15 protein-coding genes and 1 pseudogene are annotated in these 18,405 nt (G+C 53.3%); 2 read left to right on the top strand and 14 right to left on the bottom strand.

Annotated features, from left to right (window positions below; all coding sequences use genetic code 11):
• Nucleotides 1–147: 147 nt before the first annotated feature.
• The 7 genes from BN3911_RS00540 to BN3911_RS00510 form a co-directional block, all read right to left on the bottom strand.
• Nucleotides 148–1,725: an ABC transporter substrate-binding protein gene (locus BN3911_RS00540; RefSeq protein ID WP_066859883.1), complete on the bottom strand. Its 1,578-nt coding sequence runs from the start codon at nt 1,723–1,725 to the stop codon at nt 148–150.
• A 389-nt stretch (nt 1,726–2,114) separates the two neighbouring features.
• On the bottom strand, nt 2,115–2,951 hold the full coding sequence (locus tag BN3911_RS00535; RefSeq protein ID WP_066859957.1) for a DegV family protein: 837 nt from the start codon (nt 2,949–2,951) through the stop codon (nt 2,115–2,117).
• 232 nt (nt 2,952–3,183) lie between these two features.
• Nucleotides 3,184–3,840, bottom strand: coding sequence for a class I SAM-dependent methyltransferase (locus tag BN3911_RS00530; RefSeq protein WP_066859880.1), 657 nt, complete (start codon nt 3,838–3,840; stop codon nt 3,184–3,186).
• Between the two features lie 38 nt (nt 3,841–3,878).
• Complete coding sequence (locus BN3911_RS00525; RefSeq protein ID WP_066859877.1) at nt 3,879–4,880, bottom strand: glycoside hydrolase family 130 protein; 1,002 nt, start codon at nt 4,878–4,880, stop codon at nt 3,879–3,881.
• Between the two features lie 189 nt (nt 4,881–5,069).
• Nucleotides 5,070–5,912, bottom strand: a complete 843-nt coding sequence (locus BN3911_RS00520; protein WP_066859875.1) for an MBL fold metallo-hydrolase — start codon at nt 5,910–5,912, stop codon at nt 5,070–5,072.
• Between the two features lie 24 nt (nt 5,913–5,936).
• The gene (locus BN3911_RS00515; RefSeq protein ID WP_242871045.1) at nt 5,937–6,227 is read right to left on the bottom strand and encodes a hypothetical protein; all 291 of its coding nucleotides are present in this window, start codon (nt 6,225–6,227) and stop codon (nt 5,937–5,939) included.
• A 63-nt stretch (nt 6,228–6,290) separates the two neighbouring features.
• Nucleotides 6,291–7,970, bottom strand: coding sequence for a glycoside hydrolase family 5 protein (locus BN3911_RS00510; protein ID WP_066859871.1), 1,680 nt, complete (start codon nt 7,968–7,970; stop codon nt 6,291–6,293).
• Nucleotides 7,971–8,256: 286 nt separating this feature from the next.
• Between BN3911_RS00510 and BN3911_RS00505 the strand changes: the two genes are divergently transcribed.
• Complete coding sequence (locus BN3911_RS00505; RefSeq protein ID WP_066859868.1) at nt 8,257–9,174, top strand: FliH/SctL family protein; 918 nt, start codon at nt 8,257–8,259, stop codon at nt 9,172–9,174.
• Nucleotides 9,175–9,306: 132 nt separating this feature from the next.
• Nucleotides 9,307–9,648, top strand: a complete 342-nt coding sequence (locus tag BN3911_RS00500; protein ID WP_066859865.1) for a sporulation initiation factor Spo0A C-terminal domain-containing protein — start codon at nt 9,307–9,309, stop codon at nt 9,646–9,648.
• A gap of 144 nt (nt 9,649–9,792) precedes the next feature.
• Here the strand turns inward: BN3911_RS00500 and nrdG are convergent, their stop codons facing one another.
• The 7 genes and pseudogenes from nrdG to BN3911_RS00460 all read right to left on the bottom strand — a co-directional run bounded on the left by nrdG (nt 9,793) and on the right by BN3911_RS00460 (nt 18,338).
• Nucleotides 9,793–10,290 carry an anaerobic ribonucleoside-triphosphate reductase activating protein gene (gene nrdG, locus BN3911_RS00495; protein WP_066859951.1) on the bottom strand — a complete coding sequence of 166 codons (498 nt, stop codon included), beginning with the start codon at nt 10,288–10,290 and terminating at the stop codon, nt 9,793–9,795.
• 354 nt (nt 10,291–10,644) lie between these two features.
• On the bottom strand, nt 10,645–11,403 hold the full coding sequence (gene surE, locus BN3911_RS00485; protein ID WP_066859859.1) for a 5'/3'-nucleotidase SurE: 759 nt from the start codon (nt 11,401–11,403) through the stop codon (nt 10,645–10,647).
• A 3-nt stretch (nt 11,404–11,406) separates the two neighbouring features.
• Nucleotides 11,407–11,532: pseudogene (nrdD, locus tag BN3911_RS17805) on the bottom strand (anaerobic ribonucleoside-triphosphate reductase); the annotation flags it as partial.
• A 134-nt stretch (nt 11,533–11,666) separates the two neighbouring features.
• On the bottom strand, nt 11,667–13,964 hold the full coding sequence (locus BN3911_RS00475; protein WP_082941982.1) for an anaerobic ribonucleoside triphosphate reductase: 2,298 nt from the start codon (nt 13,962–13,964) through the stop codon (nt 11,667–11,669).
• A 357-nt stretch (nt 13,965–14,321) separates the two neighbouring features.
• Entirely contained in the window at nt 14,322–16,112 is a 1,791-nt protein-coding gene (gene aspS, locus BN3911_RS00470) for an aspartate--tRNA ligase (RefSeq protein ID WP_066859945.1), read from the bottom strand.
• 141 nt (nt 16,113–16,253) lie between these two features.
• Nucleotides 16,254–17,540, bottom strand: coding sequence for a histidine--tRNA ligase (gene hisS / locus BN3911_RS00465; RefSeq protein ID WP_066859942.1), 1,287 nt, complete (start codon nt 17,538–17,540; stop codon nt 16,254–16,256).
• A gap of 444 nt (nt 17,541–17,984) precedes the next feature.
• A complete protein-coding gene (locus BN3911_RS00460; RefSeq protein WP_207644488.1) occupies nt 17,985–18,338 on the bottom strand; it encodes a MazG nucleotide pyrophosphohydrolase domain-containing protein in 354 nt (117 codons plus the stop codon).
• Nucleotides 18,339–18,405 lie beyond the last annotated feature (67 nt).

The following is an 18,405-nucleotide window of genomic DNA, read 5'->3' as shown; positions in this document are numbered from 1 at the left end:
TTCTTAATTTCGGTTTCTGGAACAAGGGACAAAAATACAATCTCTTGCTTTTTTCTCTCTGTCCCTTTTGTACATTGAAGGTATCATAACACGAAAAAGGGGCGATGGGAAGAGGAACTCCCCCACCGCCTCTTTTTGCTGCTGCATTTATTTTGCAATTTCAGCCAGATAGTCGTCCAGCTGGCGCTTAAGCTCTTCACGGACCTTTTCGACGCCTGCCGCTTCCATTTTGGACTGATAGTCTTTCAGCCCTTCCACCGGATCGGTATAGCCCAGCTCCAGAGGCCACCAGTACTGCTGGTGTACGTTCTGGCAGGCCGCATATTCCGTCTCGATAGAGGTGGTGTTGACAGAGAATCCACGGAACTTCGCGGTACCTTCCCCATTCATCTCTTTGATGTGCTCGTCAAAGCCGTCCTTAAAGGTCTTCAGATCCGCCGGGGCGCCGTAAGAATCCAGGTTAAACTCCGAGGTACGGGCCGCCCAGCAGGCAGAAAACGCATAGTTGTCCGGATCCAGAGATTTGACCTGACCGTCGATAATCTCATAGGAGGTGCCCTCTACGCCATAAAAGAACGCCCGGAAGGCTTCCTCATCGCTGGTGATCAGATCATACAGAGCCAGAGCTCTTTCAGGATTCTCCGCCGTATTGGAGATAACCAGAGCATCCTGGGTAAAGGGCAGGTTGGAAACATCCTTGGTAAAATTGGCATACCGGAATTTCCATTCGGGATGCTCGATATAGCTGCCGGAGTAGCTGTCGATATTGTGCACGGAGCAGGCAGCCTTGCCGTTCTTGACTTTCTGGGAATCCGTATCGGACAGAGCGGACTTTGTGAAATACCCTGCCTCGTTCCAGCGGTTCATCATTTCCAGGAATTCCGGTGTTTTTTCATACTCGTAGAAAGTATAGAGCTGCGGATCCTCCTCCGCCGGATCGAGCCACAGGAAATCGTTGGACATGGCGCCCTTCACAGGATATTGACCGTTGAAGTGCATGAAAAGGTCGTCTACCTCAGAGCCGGACTGATACACGTTCAGCGGCTCCATATCAGGCCTGGCGGTCTTCACATAGCCCAAGTATTTCTCCAAATCATCAAAGTTTTCCATCTTTCCATCCCAATCGGTCCCCTCCAGAATATCCGTCCGGAAGATAGGGCCATAGGCGGAATAGGTGGCCAGCAGGGTGGGGATGCAGTAATAGTGTCCGTCCACCGTAGCCTGGAACAACGCGGAATCAGACTGGCGCTCGAAGTTCTTCGGCGCGTATTTGGGCCACAGCTCATCCAGGTTCAAAAAGGCGCCCTTTTGCGCTAAGGAAGCATAATTCAGCCATGTGGCCGTATATGCCATGTCGAATTTCTCGCCGGAGGAGAACAGCAGCGGATATTTATTGGGATATTCCGCCCAGCCGATCCAGTTCACCTTCAGTGTGCAGTTGAGCTTCTCTTTAAAAATCTTATTGAAGTTTTCATCGATTTCATCCTGCTTTGCGGGACGGTCACTGACCACATACATCACAAGCTCCACTTCCTTGGATGTATCCAGCGCGCCGGCATCCTCCGGTGTGGTTTCAGAGGAAACCGACTCAGAAGACTTCTTTTCTTCCTTGGATGAGGGGGATGCTGCAGAGCCGCCGCCCTTATTGTCGCCGCACCCGGCAAAGACGCTGATTACCATGGCGAGCGTCATCAAGAACGCTGCCAGCCTGACCGATCGTTTCATACACAGACACCTCCATACTATATTCGTACGCTTCTATCCCCCGCCGCCGCTTCCGGCGCCGGCCGAGCTGCTTCTCCTCCCAGGATTATCCATGGGAATTCGGAAGCTTCTTCTAGCGTTATCTTACTATGAAGCTGCCGCTTCTGGGAATAGTAGTAAATTACGATTTTAAGGAATAAACTACTGGATTTTAGATAATTTATCCTGTTTTTATTCACATAATTACAAATTTGTTACACAAATTATATATTTTACTTTGGATACAACTTTGAATCTGAAACATAAGCGGAATCCCGGCTGCTGCAAATCACCCGCTGATGTGAAAAAAATAAAAAAAGCAGTCCAAAAGCCGGCAAAAAAGACCATGCTTCAGGACTGCAGAACAACTCCTATTTCTTGATGTAAGCCAGCCCCACGGCGCCGGGGCCTGTGTGAGTCCCTACGATACTGCCGATAGAACAGCAATGAACCTCACGTTTTTTCAGAATCTCCTCAAAATACTCCAGAAAGTCCTCGCAAGTTTCCGGCACATTGGCATTCCCAACCGTGACGCAATAATCGGAGGAAATTTCATGCTTCTGCACCAGGCCCTCAATATATTTGAAGGCCGCCTTTTTCCCCCGTGCCTTTCCCACAACCTCCACCAGTCCATCTTTCAAAGTGATGATAGGACAGATCCCCAGGATGGAGGCCACCAGTGCGCTGGTGGCCGACAACCGGCCTCCCATCTTCAAATATTTCAGATCGTCAATCAGCGCCCAGAGCCTAACACGGGGGATTAGCTCCTGAATATGCTCCACAATCTCCGGGGCAGAGAGGCCGCGGTCCCGCATCTTTACCGCCTCCTCCACCAGGAGCGCCAGCGCGAATGTGACGTTCAGCGTGTCCGGAAGATAGATGTTGGTGGCCCCCAGGATATCCTTGGCTACCGTGGCGGACTGCAGGGTGCCGCTCATCTTGGAAGAGATAAACAGACAGACTACCTCGTCGCCGTGTTCCTGGTATTCCCGGAATTTCTGTTCAAAAAAGGCAGGAGGAATCTGCGCGGTTTTTGGCAGTTCCTTGGCCTCTGCCAGCTTCTCGTAAAATTCCCCGTTTGTGATATCCAGATTTGCGCGGTAACTCTCCTCACCGAAATGCACGGTGATGGGCAGCATCTCCACATCCAACTCTGCACAGCGTTCCACGCTCAAGTCGCAGGAACTGTCCGTCAATATTTTTACCATAAATAGAATCTCTTCCTTTCTCCAACCCGCCTGCTCCGGGCAGACGGCCGCACAGGCTCCGACTTTCTCCAGTGGAAGCAACGCCGGGGAAGTCCGACCTTTTTCTGCGTTCTCTTAATGATACACGAATCTCCGCGTCCGGTCAATATTTCATCATCCTCTTCCCAAACGGTTCCGGCCGGCAGCACAGAAAAGGAGCAGAGCGCAAACCCCGCCCTGCTCCATCCACTTCTCACTTTTTCGCCATCAGAATAACCGTGTTTCCACAGGCCCAGCAGACTCTCACCGAAGAAAAGCCCGCCGCAAAAAACAACTTTGCCTGACGCTCCACCGTACAGGGGATCCTGTAATGGTAGAATCCACCGCGAATGCCCTGTTCCCTGCGCAGCCTCTCGTTCTCTGCGGCACAGGACTGTTCGTACTCTCCGTTGGGGGCATAGAGATCCGTTTCCAGATAGAACCCGCCCTTTTTCAGGCTCCGGCCGAGTTTGCGGTACAGTTCAAGCTTGGCCTGGGGTTCAAAATAGTGCATTGACATCACAGAAACCGCCCCGTCATACCGTTCGATACCGAAATCATATTCGAAGAAGTTTCCCTTTACCGCTTGGACCTGCTCCATTCGCTTCCGGTTCTTCTCCCGAAGCTTCCGAAGCATCCCCTCCGAAATATCAATCCCCGTCACGGTGACGCCCGGGTTTTGCTGAAAGATCTCATCCAGCTCAAGACCGGTACCCACTCCCAAATCCACCAGGGAGAGGCGTTTACGCTTCGGGATCAGCTTGGCTGTCTCCCGGTAATAATCCTGCGCTCCGTCGGCCTCTTGGCGCACGTACTCCTCATAGTCCTTGACACGGGCGTCAAAAAAACTGTTCATCTCTTCCAATGGCATGACTTTCACTCTTCCCCCAACTCTGCATCGCTTTTCTGTTACTTGTTTTCCTGATCTCCCACATTCATGGGATATTTCCGCATATAGCCCAGCAGCTCATCCACCGTAGTGAAGGCCAGCCCCGTCACCGTATCGGCAGCGCCGTAATAGATGGAGATGCGGCCTGTTTCCGGATCGGTAAGCGTGGCGCAGGGGAAGGTGACGTTGGGCACATCCCCGGTGAGCTCATACTGCTCCTCCGGCCCGAACACGTAAAAGTTCCCGCGCTCCTTGACGATCCAGGGGCGGTCGATATCCAGAAGGGCCACGCCGAAACGGTAGACAAAGCCGTTGCAGGAATTCAACACGCCATGATAGATCATCAGCCATCCCTCATCCGTCTCGATGGGGGTAGGTCCGGGGCCCACTTTCTTAGACTGCCAGCCGCCTGCCGTACCAAACACATAACGGTGCTTCCCCCAGAAAGTCAGGTCCGGGCTCTCGCTGTAGAAGATATCGCCGAAGGGCGTATGGCCGGTGTCGCTGGGACGGCTGACCATTGCAAAATTCCCATTGATCTTTTTGGGGAACAGCACGCCGTTGCGGTTATAGGGCAAAAAGGCATTTTCCAGCTGATAGAAGGTCTTGAAATCAAAGGTATAGCCGATGCCAATAGTGGGTCCGTGATAGCCGTTGCACCAAGTGATGTAATAACGGTCCTCAATAAAGCAGACCCGGGGGTCATAGCGGTATTCCTTGCGGACTACGTCCTTCTCCCCTTCGAACACAATGGGATCGGGGTTGATATTCCAATGGACGCCGTCCTCAGAGAACCCGGCAAAAATGTCCATCTCCACCCCACGGTTATCACAGCGGAATACGCCCGCATAGGCGTCCCCAAAGATTACCACTGCAGAATTAAAAATGCTGTTTGACGTGGGAATTGCATCCCGTTTGATGATGGGGTTGGCGTCATAGCGCCACACCGGCTTGTCGCACCCCGCCGGCTTGTCCTGCCAGGGCATATTGGGCAATGCTGGCCTTCCAATGATTTTCGCCATACTGACACATCCTCCTTTTCCGGGAGTTCCCGGAACGATTGCTGTCTTCATTATAACAACTGCCGCTTCGGAAGGGAAGGGCTTTCCCAACTTTTTTCATATTTGCTCCATACCTCTTCCGGATCCATTCCTTCCGGCCGCATACCCTGTCAATTTTATTGGTTTCATTTTGAGGCGGAGCGCCTTTTCTCATTTCTTTCTGATCCCGTCCAATGCATATGCAATATTGGCAATACCGCCGTCCAGACGCTTGAAATCTCCGGTAAAGCGCTTGGCATAATAGCAATGCCTTCCGGTATAGGCGCTCTCCATTCTGTCGTCCGTGCCGGCCATGATCTCGCCGCAGAGCTCCAGCGCGTCGTCGATGATCGCCTTTGGAACTGCGTTTCTGCCGTGCCCGCCGTACATTACGTCAAAGTCCGGCTGGTATTCCTTGAAATGCAGCAGGCTCTCCCTGTACTCCTCGATGGTGGTGGAGCCCGGAAGAAACAACAGCGTATTGGGATTGCAAGCATCTCCTGAAAACACCACCCTTCTCTCCCGGTCCAGCAGCACGATGGTGCCGAAGCTGTGCCCCGGAACGCCGATCACCTCAAGCTGCACGCCGCCCAGATCGAATACGTCCCCGTCATATACGGGATAGGTCTTCACCGCACAGGCCGGAATCACGTCAGCCATGGTGGGCGGCGTTGCCATAGCCTTGGCACGCGCACCGCTCATGGCAAAACCAAACCTGCGCTCCGGGTCGGAATGGTCGTACATCAGCCGGATATCTGCCGGATGGATGCGGCATTCTCCAAACTCAAAATTGGCCCCGCAGTGGTCCACGTGCCCATGGGTGTTCACCACCTCCACCGGCAGATCTGTCAGCTCCCGCACAAAAGCTTTCAGGCTTCCCACGCCGCTGAGCCCATCAATGAGCAGCGCCTTTTCGCTTCCCTCCACCAGATAGCACTGTTCTCCCGCCAGCCCCGCAATTACCGTTACATTATCGAATAATTTTTCAGATTCAAAAAATTTCGAATTTCCCATTTTTCCAGACTCCTTTCCAAAGCCTTATTTTTCTGCCGTCCTATCCCGTTCCGCGTCCAGCCTCCGGTTTCGAAAATAGAGGCCCAGATCAACCGAAACCATGACCAGATTGAGCACGTAAAACACGAACACATAGGTAAGCCCTTTATCCGCCGTCAGCTTGCTGACAATACCACACACATAACCAATCAGGATCAATACGGTAAAGGCCGCGCTTTTACCTTTGGCCGTTCTGGAGCGCAAAGATTTCACGATATTCAGCGGCCAGGAGATACCGAACGCCACCACCATCAGCATTTCAAAAAATTCAGACACAGTTTTCCCTCCGATTTTTCCTGTTCTTCCGGTACGTCCATGTTTGTTCTTACAAAAAAAGGATCAGCCCTCCCGTGTTTCAAAGCGCACCCTGCGCAGCAGCAAGCTGCCGGAGATATCTTCCACTCTAACCTGACCCATCCGGCCTGCCTCCACCACACCGGCCGTTTCCAATGAAAACTCCGGGCAAAGCGGCAACGTTCCCTCAAAGAGGACATCCCCATCCAAGGAAACCCGAACCTCCGCCGGACTCTCGGCCCGGTACTCCAGCTTTACCGTCCGGTCTGATGCTGCCGACCGCACCGTATAACCGGCATAATCCCCAGCATGCAGGCACAGCACCATACGGGAGAATTCCTCATCTTCCCTGGGATTTCCCATGGGCATGGGGCCGGGTTCCCAGGAGTCGGGATAGACGATATCCATTCGGTCCGCCGCCCGGTACTTGGTAAATCCGCCGTACCAGCCGCTGCCCCGGAATGAGCCCTCCGGCAGAGCGTCATAGCAAACGCCGGGCAGGGAAAAGCTGCCGTTTCTCAGGATAAACGCCTGGTTTTCCCGTTCGACCCGGCAATTTTCCACTTTTACCCGCTCCAGATATTCTTCCCAGATTTCCTGGGCATGGGCATAGGAAGGTTTGGGACCGCCATTTTCCGCATAGTTCCGGATCAGTTCCCATCCCTCCGGCAGCTGGAACCGCAGCGTACCCGCACAGCCGGAGCCTTCCGCCGATTTCCAGCACCAGATATTAAATCCGATATGATGCTCCAGCAGCAATTCGTACAGACTGCTCATCCACTCGTTTTCACCCCCGGTTTCTCCCATCCAAACCGGCACGTTCAGCTCCCGGGATTTCCGCAGCGCACTGCCGAAGGAAGCAACCTCGGGTCGCGCTCCATAGCAGTGGATGCTGATGCCCCAATTGTTGCATTCCGGGTCAAAATTCCGGTCGAAAATGTGAACCTTGGAGGAAAACATGGTTCCGTTGAGCAGGAACATATGGTTTTTGTCCAGTTTGCGTACCCGGCTCACCAATTCCAGATAAAAGCTTCTCAGCTTTTCCTCCAGCTCTGCATTAGGCGCCATAGCGGAGAGCGGCTCGTTGATATAGTCATAGGCTCCCACAATCCAGCGGCCTGCAAGCCTGCGGGCGATCTCCTCGCAAAGCACGATGGTGCGCTCCGCGCTTTCCTCATCCAGGAAGAGATGGGGTGCATTGTCCGGTCCGTCGTCGCAGGGTAGGCAGGACTGCGCCCCTGCAGCCGCATGCAGATCTATCACTGCGTATACCTGGTAAGCCTCGCACCAATCCAGCACCTTTTCCAGCATGGCAAAGGAATCCTCATTATAGTGAATTCCCGGTTCCTCCTCCAGAAAACAGCAAGCCCGGATGGGGAGACGCACGGAATTGTAACCCAGCTCATGCAGCAGCCGGATATCCCCTTCGGAAAGATAGGCCCTATGCCATTTCTTCCAGAATTCTCCGGCAAACACCGTACCACAGGTCTCCCTTAAAATCAGATCCATAGACCTGCCCCGGTCCAGTCTGCCCATATGTTGGATTTCTCCATTTTGGGGAAGATTGAAATGGCTGCTTCCTCCCAGCATGAAGCCTTCCGGATTGTTCCAGTTTCCCATGCCCCAGCCTCTCAGTAGAACCTCCTCCCCGCAGCCGTTGACCATCCTTCTTCCATCGGCATGCAAAAAACCTTTCACCCTTGCATTTTCGAATTCCTGCTTCATATCGGCTTCCTCCCTGGTCCAGCCTGGTTCAGAAGGCCGGACATAACTTTTCCCACCCGCGGTATGATGCCGCAGGCTTCAGTCCTACGATGCTTCGATTTTGTTTCCGTGCTATGAACTATTCGCTGCTATTATAGCATAAATTTTAAATTTTGGCGGGACGATTATTTGTTATTTATAATTTTTTTGTAAAAGTATTCAATATTTTAAACACTTTTATCTCCGTCATTGACTTCCCCGGATTTTCTCTGTATGATAATCTCATAGGTATAAAGGAGGAATTTCCATGAATCAACAGCCGTCGAACTATTCTTGGGAGAACGCAGACCCGGAATTTCGGGAAAAACGATACTATAATCCCTACACAAACCAGCCTATTTTAAACCAGGCTGATTATGACGCCTATACTGCACAATACCGGGCCGGGCAGGCGAACAGCGCTGCGGTTTCCCCCTTGAAAAAAAGCCGCGGCAAAAATTTCTGGAAAAACTGGTTTCTGGCTGCAGCATGCTGCACAGCGCTGCTATGCCTGAGCGCTGTACTGACTTTTTCCACCGGACAGGCAGTCCTCAAAAAAACAGCCGACAGCCAGGCGAATGAAGCTTGGTCCACAGGCTATAATACCGGCTATGACGATGGGTACGATAACGGCTATGGCGACGGTACCCGTTCCGGCAAAAAAGAGGGGTACGAAGCGGGACGCAGCGAAGGCTATGAGAGCGGCAGAAGCGATGGTATGGATGAAGGGTATCTCTATGCTGCCGAAACATATCAGGAAAATTTCGAAACTCTGATGAAAAAGCTGGAAACCCCCTATCCCGATAGCGGTGCAATATTTTATGCCTCCACAGAAGACCGGTACGCTCCCTTTAAAATTCTCAATCCCGGAAACGAGGCCTATTTCTTTAAGGCCTATTCGGACGACGGGGAGGTTCAGAAGGATATCCTCACCTTCTTTATAGAACCCAATTCGGAGGCGACGGTATATATGCCACTGGGAAACTACAAGATAAAGTATGCTGTGGGCAGCGGCCCATGGTATGGGGAGAAGATGCTGTTTGGCCCTGAAACTCAAACCTATGCTATCACCGATTTCTTTCCCTTCACCTCGGACAGTGGTTACTATTACGGCCACTCTCTGACCATGCAAGTGGAAGGCAGTGGAAATCTCGTTACAGATTTCCTTCCTTTGAAAGATTTCTAAACTCAGCCGGTTGTGGCTGCAAGAGTAATTTTGACGATTTAGCGAATAAAGTGACTAATTTTGACAAGTTTGTATAAATTATGGGAAATTATGGTATAGTTAGCCGATTTCATTCGAAAGAGGTGCTATTTCATGGTCCCAGATCAAGAAAATGTTGGAAGCCTGCTCGACAAAATTGCCGAGTACCGCACCGGTGTGGGTATGAAATACCTAGAGGAGGCTGTGCGGAGAGTTTTGGAAAAAGGGGAATTTCCCGCAAAGGGTTTGATGCAGCTCTATGGAGAGATCGGTGCGCCGGACGGGGTTTCAGACCGTACCGTTTCCCGTGCCATCGCAAAGTCCGTCAAACAGATTTTGGAATACGGAAAGCTTCAGGTTCTGCTGAACCGGATCGGAATGAACGATGTAACTCCCGGCGATGTGATTTTCCTGCTCGCCAATTATCTTGCCGGCGGTACCATTAAGCTGCGCTGAAAAGGGACATGCCGTTCTGGTTACGGAACGGCACAGACAAAATCCTCCTGGAAGGGCTCAATGCAGCCCTTCCAGGAGGATTTTACGTTTTGCTTATCTTGTCTGTTCTGCCTTCCAACTGTAGAGTACGGGACAGTCTGGCTTTTATACATCCAGCAGCACAAGCTGTCCTTTCCGCCGTGTTTCTTTCAAATCGATCACCCTCTGGTTTTCGCTGCCGCGAAATGCCAATTCCAGGTTTTTTTGCTCCTCCAGGAAAGGCCCGTCGATCAGCACATCCGTTTCCTGCAGCAGGGCATCCACCTGTGGGTCATGCTTTTCCAGAAGCTGCTCATAGGTCCAGCCGCTGAACACAGTCACATCTTTCCCCATCCCGTGCACCAGTTTGGCCAATTCCGCCAGCGGTTCCGGCTGGCAGAAGGGCTCACCGCCGCTGAAGGTCATGCCTTTGAGCATCGGGTTTTTTTGAAATTCTTCAAACAGTTCCCCCACCTCCACCGTTTTGCCTCCATAGAAGTCATGTGTCTGTGGATTATGGCAGCCCGGGCAGTGATGGGGACAACCCTGGGTAAAAACTGTATAGCGAATTCCCCTTCCATCCACAATTGACTCCTTCACGACTCCTGCTATTTTCAATTCCATACGCTTTTCCTTTCCCAAGCCCAAAGTTACGTGCTCCCTCTTTCCGTCAGGGCGCGCTGCAACATTACACATCCCGGATATCCGCTGAATCACTCGTTCCGGATTCCCAGGCGGCGTCCTCACGTAGAAGTACCCCGCAACTGCTTCAAAGACACCTTTGGCGATTTTAAATGCGCCGGCATACGTGCGGCTTTTTCCGGCTGCAGGCTAAATTTCCTCTACAAACCCACCTTCGGATTTATTCAGAGTTTGCCCAGAAAAACACGGGCCGTTAAAAACGGCCCGCTGCAGTTTTTCAGAGATATCCGTTCCTTCCGCAGAAATAGCGGCAGAACCGGATGACAGCCGCTCCTGCTACCGTCCGCCGAAAGAAATCTGAAACTCTTTCTCCCGGAAGCCTGAGGAATCTGTGATACAGAAGGTGAGCGGGGTGAGTGAAACATAGCCCTCTGTCAGACAATCGATATCGGAGGCTTCGTTCTGCACAGGCGGCATCTCCCGAAGAACAGGCCAATAAGAAAGCCTTCCGTCCGGAGTCATCCGCCGCTCGTACTTTTCCTCTGTCCACTGGACAAGTTCCTGGGGCGCCCAACGGACACCCTTAAGCTTTTCACCGGGCAGCGCCGGAATATTGATATTAAGCGCGTGCCGTACATCCTGTTCCAAATCAAGCTGATCTAAAATCTGCAGAAATATCTCCACAACTGCCCGCGTATCAGCCCCGTGGGGCGCAGACAAGGCCAAAGCTTTCTTTCCCAGCATTGCCGCCTCCAGCGCTGCCGACACCGTGCCGGAATAAAGCAGATCCGTGCCCGTATTGGGGCCGTCGTTTGGCCCGGAAATTACCAGGTCTACCGGTCCTTCCGTCAGCGCATCCAAACCCAAACCGGTACAGTCTGCGGGCGTTCCCGAAATCGCATACGTCTTTATTTGCTCTGACCAAAAAGCTTCCTGAACAAACAGCGGACGCCGAAGAGTAATCCCGTGGCCTATGGCGCTGCGCTCCCCATCCGGAGCCACCACAGTCACCTCATGCTTCTCCGCCAGGGATAAGGCCAGCCGCTTTAAGCCCTGAGAATGAATTCCATCATCATTGACCAGTAGAATATGCATCGCTTACAGGCTTGACAGAGTGTGCTTTACCCGATCCTGTTCCTCGGCGCGCTTGGCGTTGTTCCAACGGTCGATGGTGCCGACCAGATAGCCGGTAATGCGGCGGATCCGTTCAAAATCACGGCCTTCGCCTACGAGTACCTGATTTTCTGTCGAAACAGCTTTCGTGCTCTGTGCGGATTTTGTTGTCTTAGTCATAAATTACCTTCCTTTCATTTTGCGGCTGCCCACGGAGACAGCCCTGCTGTTATAAGTCGTTTTCCTTACCGAATCAAATGGGAATAATCCGGCACATCATGATATTTCTTGCGCAGCTCCAGCAATTTATCCACCGGTACTCCCTCGCCTGCATGCCTGCCGCAGCGGGGACAGGTCTCGTCGATAATCCCGTTGTAGCCGCAAACCGGATCTCTGTCCACCGGATGGTTGACCGAACCGTATCCAATGCCGGCCTCTTTCATGCAGCGGATCACGCTTTCAAAGGCATCCACATTCTTGCAGATATCCCCGTCCAACTCCACATAGCTGATATGGCCTGCATTGGTCAGCGCGTGGAAGGGGGCTTCCTTTTTTATTTTTTCAAAGGCGCTGATGGGGTAATAGACCGGTACATGGAAGGAATTGGTGTAGTATTCCCGATCCGTCACACCCTCAATTTTGCCGAACTTTTTCTGGTCGATACGCACAAACCTGCCGGAGAGGCCTTCGGCCGGAGTGGCAAGCAGAGTGAAATTCAGGCCTGTCTGCTGAGACAGCTCATCCATCCGTTTTCTCATATAGGTGATAATTTCCAAGCCCAAATTGTAGCTTTCCTGACTTTCTCCGTGGTGCTTGCCTGTCAACGCTTTGAGGGTCTCAGCCAGACCGATAAAGCCTACGGAAAGTGTTCCATGCTTTAAAAGCTCCGCTACGGAGTCGTTGCGATCCAGCTTTTCCGAATCGATCCACACGCCCTGCCCCATGAGGAAGGGGTAGTTATAAGCCTTTTTGCTGCACTGAATTTTGAAGCGGTGCAGCAGCTGCTCTACCACCACTTCGATTCTATCATCCAGAATCCGGTAGAATTTCTTGACGTCCCCTTCCGCCTCAATACCGATACGGGGCAGGTTGATGGACGTGAAGCTCAGGTTGCCCCTGCCGCAGGTGACCTCTCTCTTAGGATCATGCACATTCCCCATCACTCTGGTGCGGCAGCCCATGTAGGCTACCTCCGTATCATAATCCCCAGGCTTATAATACTGCAGGTTATAGGGCGCGTCAATAAAACTGAAGTTCGGGAACAGTCTCTTTGCAGACACCCGCATAGCCAGCTTGAACAGATCATAGTTGGGGTCTTCCTCATTATAGTTGACCCCTTCCTTGACCTTAAAAATCTGTACCGGGAAGATCGGGGTTTCCCCATCGCCCAGGCCTGCCTCTGTGGCCAGCAGCAAATTGCGCACAACCATTCTGCCCTGCTCGGAAGTATCGGTGCCATAGTTCAACGAGGAGAAGGGGACCTGTGCGCCTGCACGGGAATTCATGGTATTCAGGTTGTGCACCAGGGCCTCCATCGCCTGGTAGGCAGCCTTGTCCGTCTCTCTCCACGCAGTCTTTTCCGCATAGGAGCCGGCATCCATTGCCTCTTCCTCAGTGATCTCCTCAAAACCGTTCTCCCGCTGATGCCGGGGCAGATATTCGGCAAAGCGTTCGCTGTATGCACAGGCGCTGCCCATGGTGACGTCGTCCCCCAGTTCTTCTTTCGCCGCAGAGATCAGGGCTTCCGCATCCTCATAGGACATGCCCTTTCGAATTTGCAAAAATTCAATAAGTGCTTTGAAATATTCCTTGCGGTAGGTTTTATCCACACCTTCCGCCATGGAATAATCAAAATTGGGCACGCTCTGGCCGCCGTGCATCTCATTTTGATTGGCCTGGATGGCAATGCAGGCCAGCGCCGCATAGCTGCGGATATCCTTGGGCTCCCGCAGGTAACCGTGTCCCGTGGAAAAACCACCGTGGAAAAGCTTCAGCAGATCGATTTGACAGCAAGTCTCCGTCAGAGTGTAAAAGTCCTTGTCATGGATATGGATATCGCCGTCGGCGTGAGCCTTGGCAATGTGGGGGGGGATGACATACTTATCATAAAAGCTCTTTGCTCCCTCAGAGCCGTATTTGAGCATGGTTCCCATAGCGGTATCCGCATTGATGTTGGCATTTTCCCGCTTCAGGTCCACATCCTCGGCTGACACAAAAGTCAGTGCGGAATAGATCTTTACCAGCTCGTCGTCCATCTCCCGCAGTTTCTGATGTTCTGCCCGGTACAGGATATAGGCTTTGGCGGTCTTTGCGTAATCGGATTCAATGAGCTTCTCCTCCACGATATCCTGTATCTGCTCCACCGTAGGGGTGGTCCGCAGCTTACCCGCAGCCTCCACCACTTCATCCGTCAGCCGGTCCAGTTCCGCCTCACTGAACTTTTCTGTGGCAATTCTCACATTCGCCTTGAAAATTGCGCCGCGTATTTTAGATGCGTCAAAGGGGACCTTTTCCCCGCTTCTTTTAACGACCGTTTTCAGCATGTATCCATTCCTCTTTCTTAATTCTCTCGAAGATTTCCGCCTTATCCGGATGTATGTTTTCCACACACGTCACGCACACTCTCAAATCCCATCCGTGCCTCCGCTTACAGGGCCAAAGGCTCAAGGAAAAAAATTCCCCTAGCTCTCATACAGAAACACCCAAGGGAGAACGACTTTTATTATAGAGCCCAGACCGCTTTCTGTCAATACTATATATAGTGTATTTTAAGACATTTTTAGTGTGAATAGCGCAAAATATACCGCCCCCGACATGGTTTCACAAACCGGCCGGAGGCGATTTTCCTCTTTATTTTCCAGACGAAGACTGACGAAAGGCGGGTGCCGCCCAGGGTTTCGTCAGGCTTTCTCCTGATGTTTCACAATTTCGATGCCCAATTCATCCAGCTGGCCCGGCTCCACTTGGGAGGGAGCCCCCATCATCACATCCTGGGCGCTCTTATTCATGGGGAACGCGATGACCTCACGGATGGAACTTTCACCGGAAAGCAGCATGACCATGCGGTCTACGCCGGGAGCGATTCCCGCATGGGGCGGCGCGCCGTAGCAGAAAGCATGATACATGGCGGGGAACTTCGCTTTGACATCCTCTTCACCCAGTCCCACCAGCTCGAAAGCCTTCACCATGATCTCCGGATCATGGTTCCGCACCGCGCCGGAGGAGAGCTCCACGCCGTTGCAGACCAAATCGTACTGCTCCGCCAGGATGGTCAACGGATTCAACTCCCCACGCTCAGCCTTTTCCAGGACCTCCATGCCGCCTGAAGGCATGGAAAAAGGATTGTGACAGAATTCCAGCTCCCCGGATTCCTCCCCGATCTCATAGAGGGGGAAATCCACAATCCAACAGAACTCATAGCGTTCCCAGTCCATATGACCCTCACAGGCAGCGCCCAACAGCTTCAGCATAACGCCGGCCGTCTTTCTGGCCTCCGTCAGAGTGCCAGCGGACAGGAATACCAGGGTATTGGGCTTGAGATTCAGCGCTTCCGTAAGCGCCTGGGCGCGGGCAGGATCGGCGTTGATGAATTTGGCCACTCCGCCTGCGATCTCTCCCTTTTCATCCATCTTGAACCAATAGGGCTTCTGTCCGGCCTGTACTTCCACGTCAGCACAGAGCTTATCTACAGCCTTGCGCGGGAGCTTACAGTCCGATACAGGCACGGCCTTCACCACGCCCTCTTCAAAGGGAGCAAAACCACAGCCGGAAAGCAGGGCGGTCACGTCGCTGACCCGCAGGTCGATGCGCAGGTCCGGCTTATCAGTGCCGAATTCCTCCATTGCCTGAAAATAGGGAATGCGGCGGAACGGAGCCTGGGATGCGGCATGGTACGCACCGTACTTGGCAAAGATGGGAGGAAGCACATCTTCCAGAACGGCAAACACATCCTCCTGTCCGGCAAAGGCCATTTCCATATCCAGCTGATAGAACTCGCCGGGAGAGCGGTCCCCCCGGGCGTCCTCATCCCGGAAGCAGGGGGCTATCTGGAAATAGCGGTCAAATCCGGCGGTCATCAGCAACTGCTTAAACTGCTGGGGCGCTTGGGGCAGTGCGTAAAATTCACCAGGATGCTTCCGGGAGGGCACCAGATAGTCCCGGGCTCCCTCCGGAGAGGATGCTGTGAGGATGGGCGTGGTGATCTCCAGAAACCCCTGTTCTTCCATAGCCCTGCGCAGGGCTGAGACAACCTGGCAGCGCAGTACAATATTCCCTTTCACTTGGGGATTTCGCAGATCCAGATAACGGTATTTCAGCCGCTGGCTCTCATCCGCATCCCTGGAAAAATTGATTTCAAAGGGGAGTTCATTATGACGGCAGCGGCCCAGCACTGTGATCTCTGAGGGTACCACCTCAATGTCTCCGGTATCCAGTTTGGGGTTTTTGCTGCTGCGCTCCCGCACCACGCCGGTGACGGACAGGGTGGATTCCTTATTCAACGCCTTAACCTTTGAAACCATCTCCTCGGTCTCCAGCACCACCTGGGTGACGCCGTAGAAATCCCGCAGAACCAGAAAGGCAAAGTTGCTGCCCACCTCACGAAGATTTTCCATCCAACCTGAAAGGGTGACCGTCTCTCCTGCATGCTCCAGACGAAGCTGGCCGCAGGTATGTGTCCTGTATTGGCTCATGCCGTATAACCTCATTTCTTTCTTTTACTTCTTTCCCAATCGCTTCCGAAGCTTCCCATGGAACCGGCAGCCTTGTCCGCACTTAACCGACCGCTCCGGGCCTTGTGGGAGAACTCGGTCCTCTGTCCGCCCCGACCCTCTTTAAACGCTCAGGTCATCCTGCGCCGTGCTGGCGGTAAGATAGGCGTCGATGAAATCTTCCCCGATGGAAATTTTCCGCTTTTCCCCCGTCTTCATATTCTTGAGCTCCGCCTTTCCTTCCTGCAGCTCGTTGTCGCCCAGGACCATCGTGTACCCGGCGCCCAGCTTATCCGCATATTTCATCTGGGCTTTCAGCCCTCTGCCGCAGAGGTCGCATTCCGCAGGCACGCCGCATCTGTGCAGCTCATCTACCATCAGGAACGCCTTCTTCAGGGCCTCCGCGCCCAGTGCAGCCAAATACAGCTCACACCGCACCGGCTGGGGGAATTCCACATTTTGGGCGTCCAGCGCCATCATGATACGGTCCAGGCCCAGGCCGAAGCCCAGTCCAGGGGTAGGCTTACCCCCCAGCTCCTCCACCAGCCCGTCGTAACGCCCGCCGCCGCCCAGCGCAAAGCCCAGGCTTTTGGAGGGAAATTCGAACACGGTTCGGGTATAATAATCCAGCCCCCGTACCAACGCGGGATCAATGGTAAATTCCACGCCAAGCGCCGTGAGATATTCCTGTACCCTCTCAAAATGCGCCCTGCAGTCGTCACACAGGTAATCCGTAATTTTGGGCGCGGCCGCGGCAATTTCTTGGCACACGGGACTCTTACAGTCCAGGATGCGCATGGGGTTGCGGTCCAGCCGGGAAAGGCACGTATCACAGAGTTCATCTTTCCGGGAAGTGAAATATTCCTTCAACGCCTTATGATACTCCTTCCGGCATGCAGGGCAGCCGATGGAATTCAGCTGCAGTCCCACGTCCTGAAGCCCCAGACGTTTAAATGCGGACAGAGCCAGTGCGATCACCTGGGCATCTGCAATGGGCTCCGCCGTACCGAACATCTCCACACCAAACTGGTGCAGCTCACGCAGACGGCCTGCCTGAGGCTTCTCATACCGGTAACAAGAGGTATTGTAGTACAGCTTCACCGGGTATCCCCCGTTGTAGAGGCCGTTTTCCAGCATGGCACGCGCTGCGCCTGCAGTTCCCTCGGGACGCAGGGTGACAGAGCGTCCGCCCTTATCTTCAAAGGTGTACATCTGCTTTTCCACCACGTCCGTGGTGTCTCCCACACCCCGGAGAAACAGCTCGGTGTGCTCAAACACAGGCGTGCGAACCTCGGCGAAACCGTTGAGCTCTGCTTCGCTCTCAAATACCCCTTCCACCAGCTTCCACTTTTCCGACACTCCGGGGACCAGGTCTACTGTCCCTTTGGGCGCTCTTGTGATCAATTCCATTTCATTTCCTCTCTTTCCCCGTACCTTTTTGTAAAAAGGTACGCCAAAATCTTCTATTCCGGCTTCGGACTCCTCCAAATTTTGGGCTCACTCCCCGATGCCCACACCTACTTTTTTCCCATATAAACCGGAAGTCTCTTCCGGAACGCGTGACAAAAGATCTCCGGCGCAATGCGGTCTCCGCTCCGCTACGGATCTTGGTCCCCGGTGGGGACCGGTAAGACCGACCGACGCGACAGCGGAGAATGGTGCTGGACGCGTGCCACCGGCACGCAGCGCCCGCCTTTTCTTCGAAAAGTACCGAGCTTCTTCCGGCTGGGTAGAAATATGGAGTACGCTCACCGGGGGCAAGCGAATACTGTCGGCATAAAAAGCCGGGAGCAGCTAAAAATCACGTGATGCGGGCTCCATCCTTCCCCAAAACGCAGCGGCGTTACGCCGCAATCACCGCGACTCGGGTGCAGCGTCACGCTGCCCCGCCTCCCCGTACTGGGCGATACGCCGTTCATACTTTGCAAGCGCCCCGTCCAGCGCATCCTTTGCGTCCAGTTCAAGCACGCCGCACAGGCACAGCAGGGAAAACATACAATCCCCCAGCTCGTCCTTCATTGCGTCAGTCGCCGTCAGGGGAAGCTTCCCATAATCCGACACCTTGAGCAGTTCCTTGGACAGCTCTCCCAGCTCTGAAACCAAATCCAGAAAACGCACCCAACCATCCGTTTCCAGCCCATGGGCACGGACGAACTCCGCCACAACAGCTTGTTCTTCCCGCATACTTTCCTCTCCTTCTTTCTCCAAAGAACAGAAAAACCTTCCTCCCCCGCCGGCATACTGCCGTGCAAGGGACGAAGGTATCTCCGTGGTG

Source organism: Neglectibacter timonensis, from assembly GCF_900048895.1.
Lineage (GTDB): Bacteria > Bacillota > Clostridia > Oscillospirales > Acutalibacteraceae > Acutalibacter > Acutalibacter timonensis.
Note: the sequence above shows the minus strand (reverse complement) of the source record. Positions and strands in the feature narration are given on the sequence as shown.

Bases quoted from the DNA above. Each gene is read 5' to 3' on its own strand.
- aspS (WP_066859945.1), bottom strand. From the start codon at position 16,112: ATGAGCCAATACAGGACACATACCTGCGGCCAGCTTCGTCTGGAGCAT.
- nrdG (WP_066859951.1), bottom strand. From the start codon at position 10,290: ATGGAATTGAAAATAGCAGGAGTCGTGAAGGAGTCAATTGTGGATGGA.
- BN3911_RS00530 (WP_066859880.1), bottom strand. From the start codon at position 3,840: ATGCCATTGGAAGAGATGAACAGTTTTTTTGACGCCCGTGTCAAGGAC.
- BN3911_RS00535 (WP_066859957.1), bottom strand. From the start codon at position 2,951: ATGGTAAAAATATTGACGGACAGTTCCTGCGACTTGAGCGTGGAACGC.
- BN3911_RS00540 (WP_066859883.1), bottom strand. From the start codon at position 1,725: ATGAAACGATCGGTCAGGCTGGCAGCGTTCTTGATGACGCTCGCCATG.
- BN3911_RS00510 (WP_066859871.1), bottom strand. From the start codon at position 7,970: ATGAAGCAGGAATTCGAAAATGCAAGGGTGAAAGGTTTTTTGCATGCC.
- BN3911_RS00500 (WP_066859865.1), top strand. From the start codon at position 9,307: ATGGTCCCAGATCAAGAAAATGTTGGAAGCCTGCTCGACAAAATTGCC.
- BN3911_RS00520 (WP_066859875.1), bottom strand. From the start codon at position 5,912: ATGGGAAATTCGAAATTTTTTGAATCTGAAAAATTATTCGATAATGTA.
- surE (WP_066859859.1), bottom strand. From the start codon at position 11,403: ATGCATATTCTACTGGTCAATGATGATGGAATTCATTCTCAGGGCTTA.
- BN3911_RS00475 (WP_082941982.1), bottom strand. From the start codon at position 13,964: ATGCTGAAAACGGTCGTTAAAAGAAGCGGGGAAAAGGTCCCCTTTGAC.
- BN3911_RS00505 (WP_066859868.1), top strand. From the start codon at position 8,257: ATGAATCAACAGCCGTCGAACTATTCTTGGGAGAACGCAGACCCGGAA.
- BN3911_RS00525 (WP_066859877.1), bottom strand. From the start codon at position 4,880: ATGGCGAAAATCATTGGAAGGCCAGCATTGCCCAATATGCCCTGGCAG.
- hisS (WP_066859942.1), bottom strand. From the start codon at position 17,540: ATGGAATTGATCACAAGAGCGCCCAAAGGGACAGTAGACCTGGTCCCC.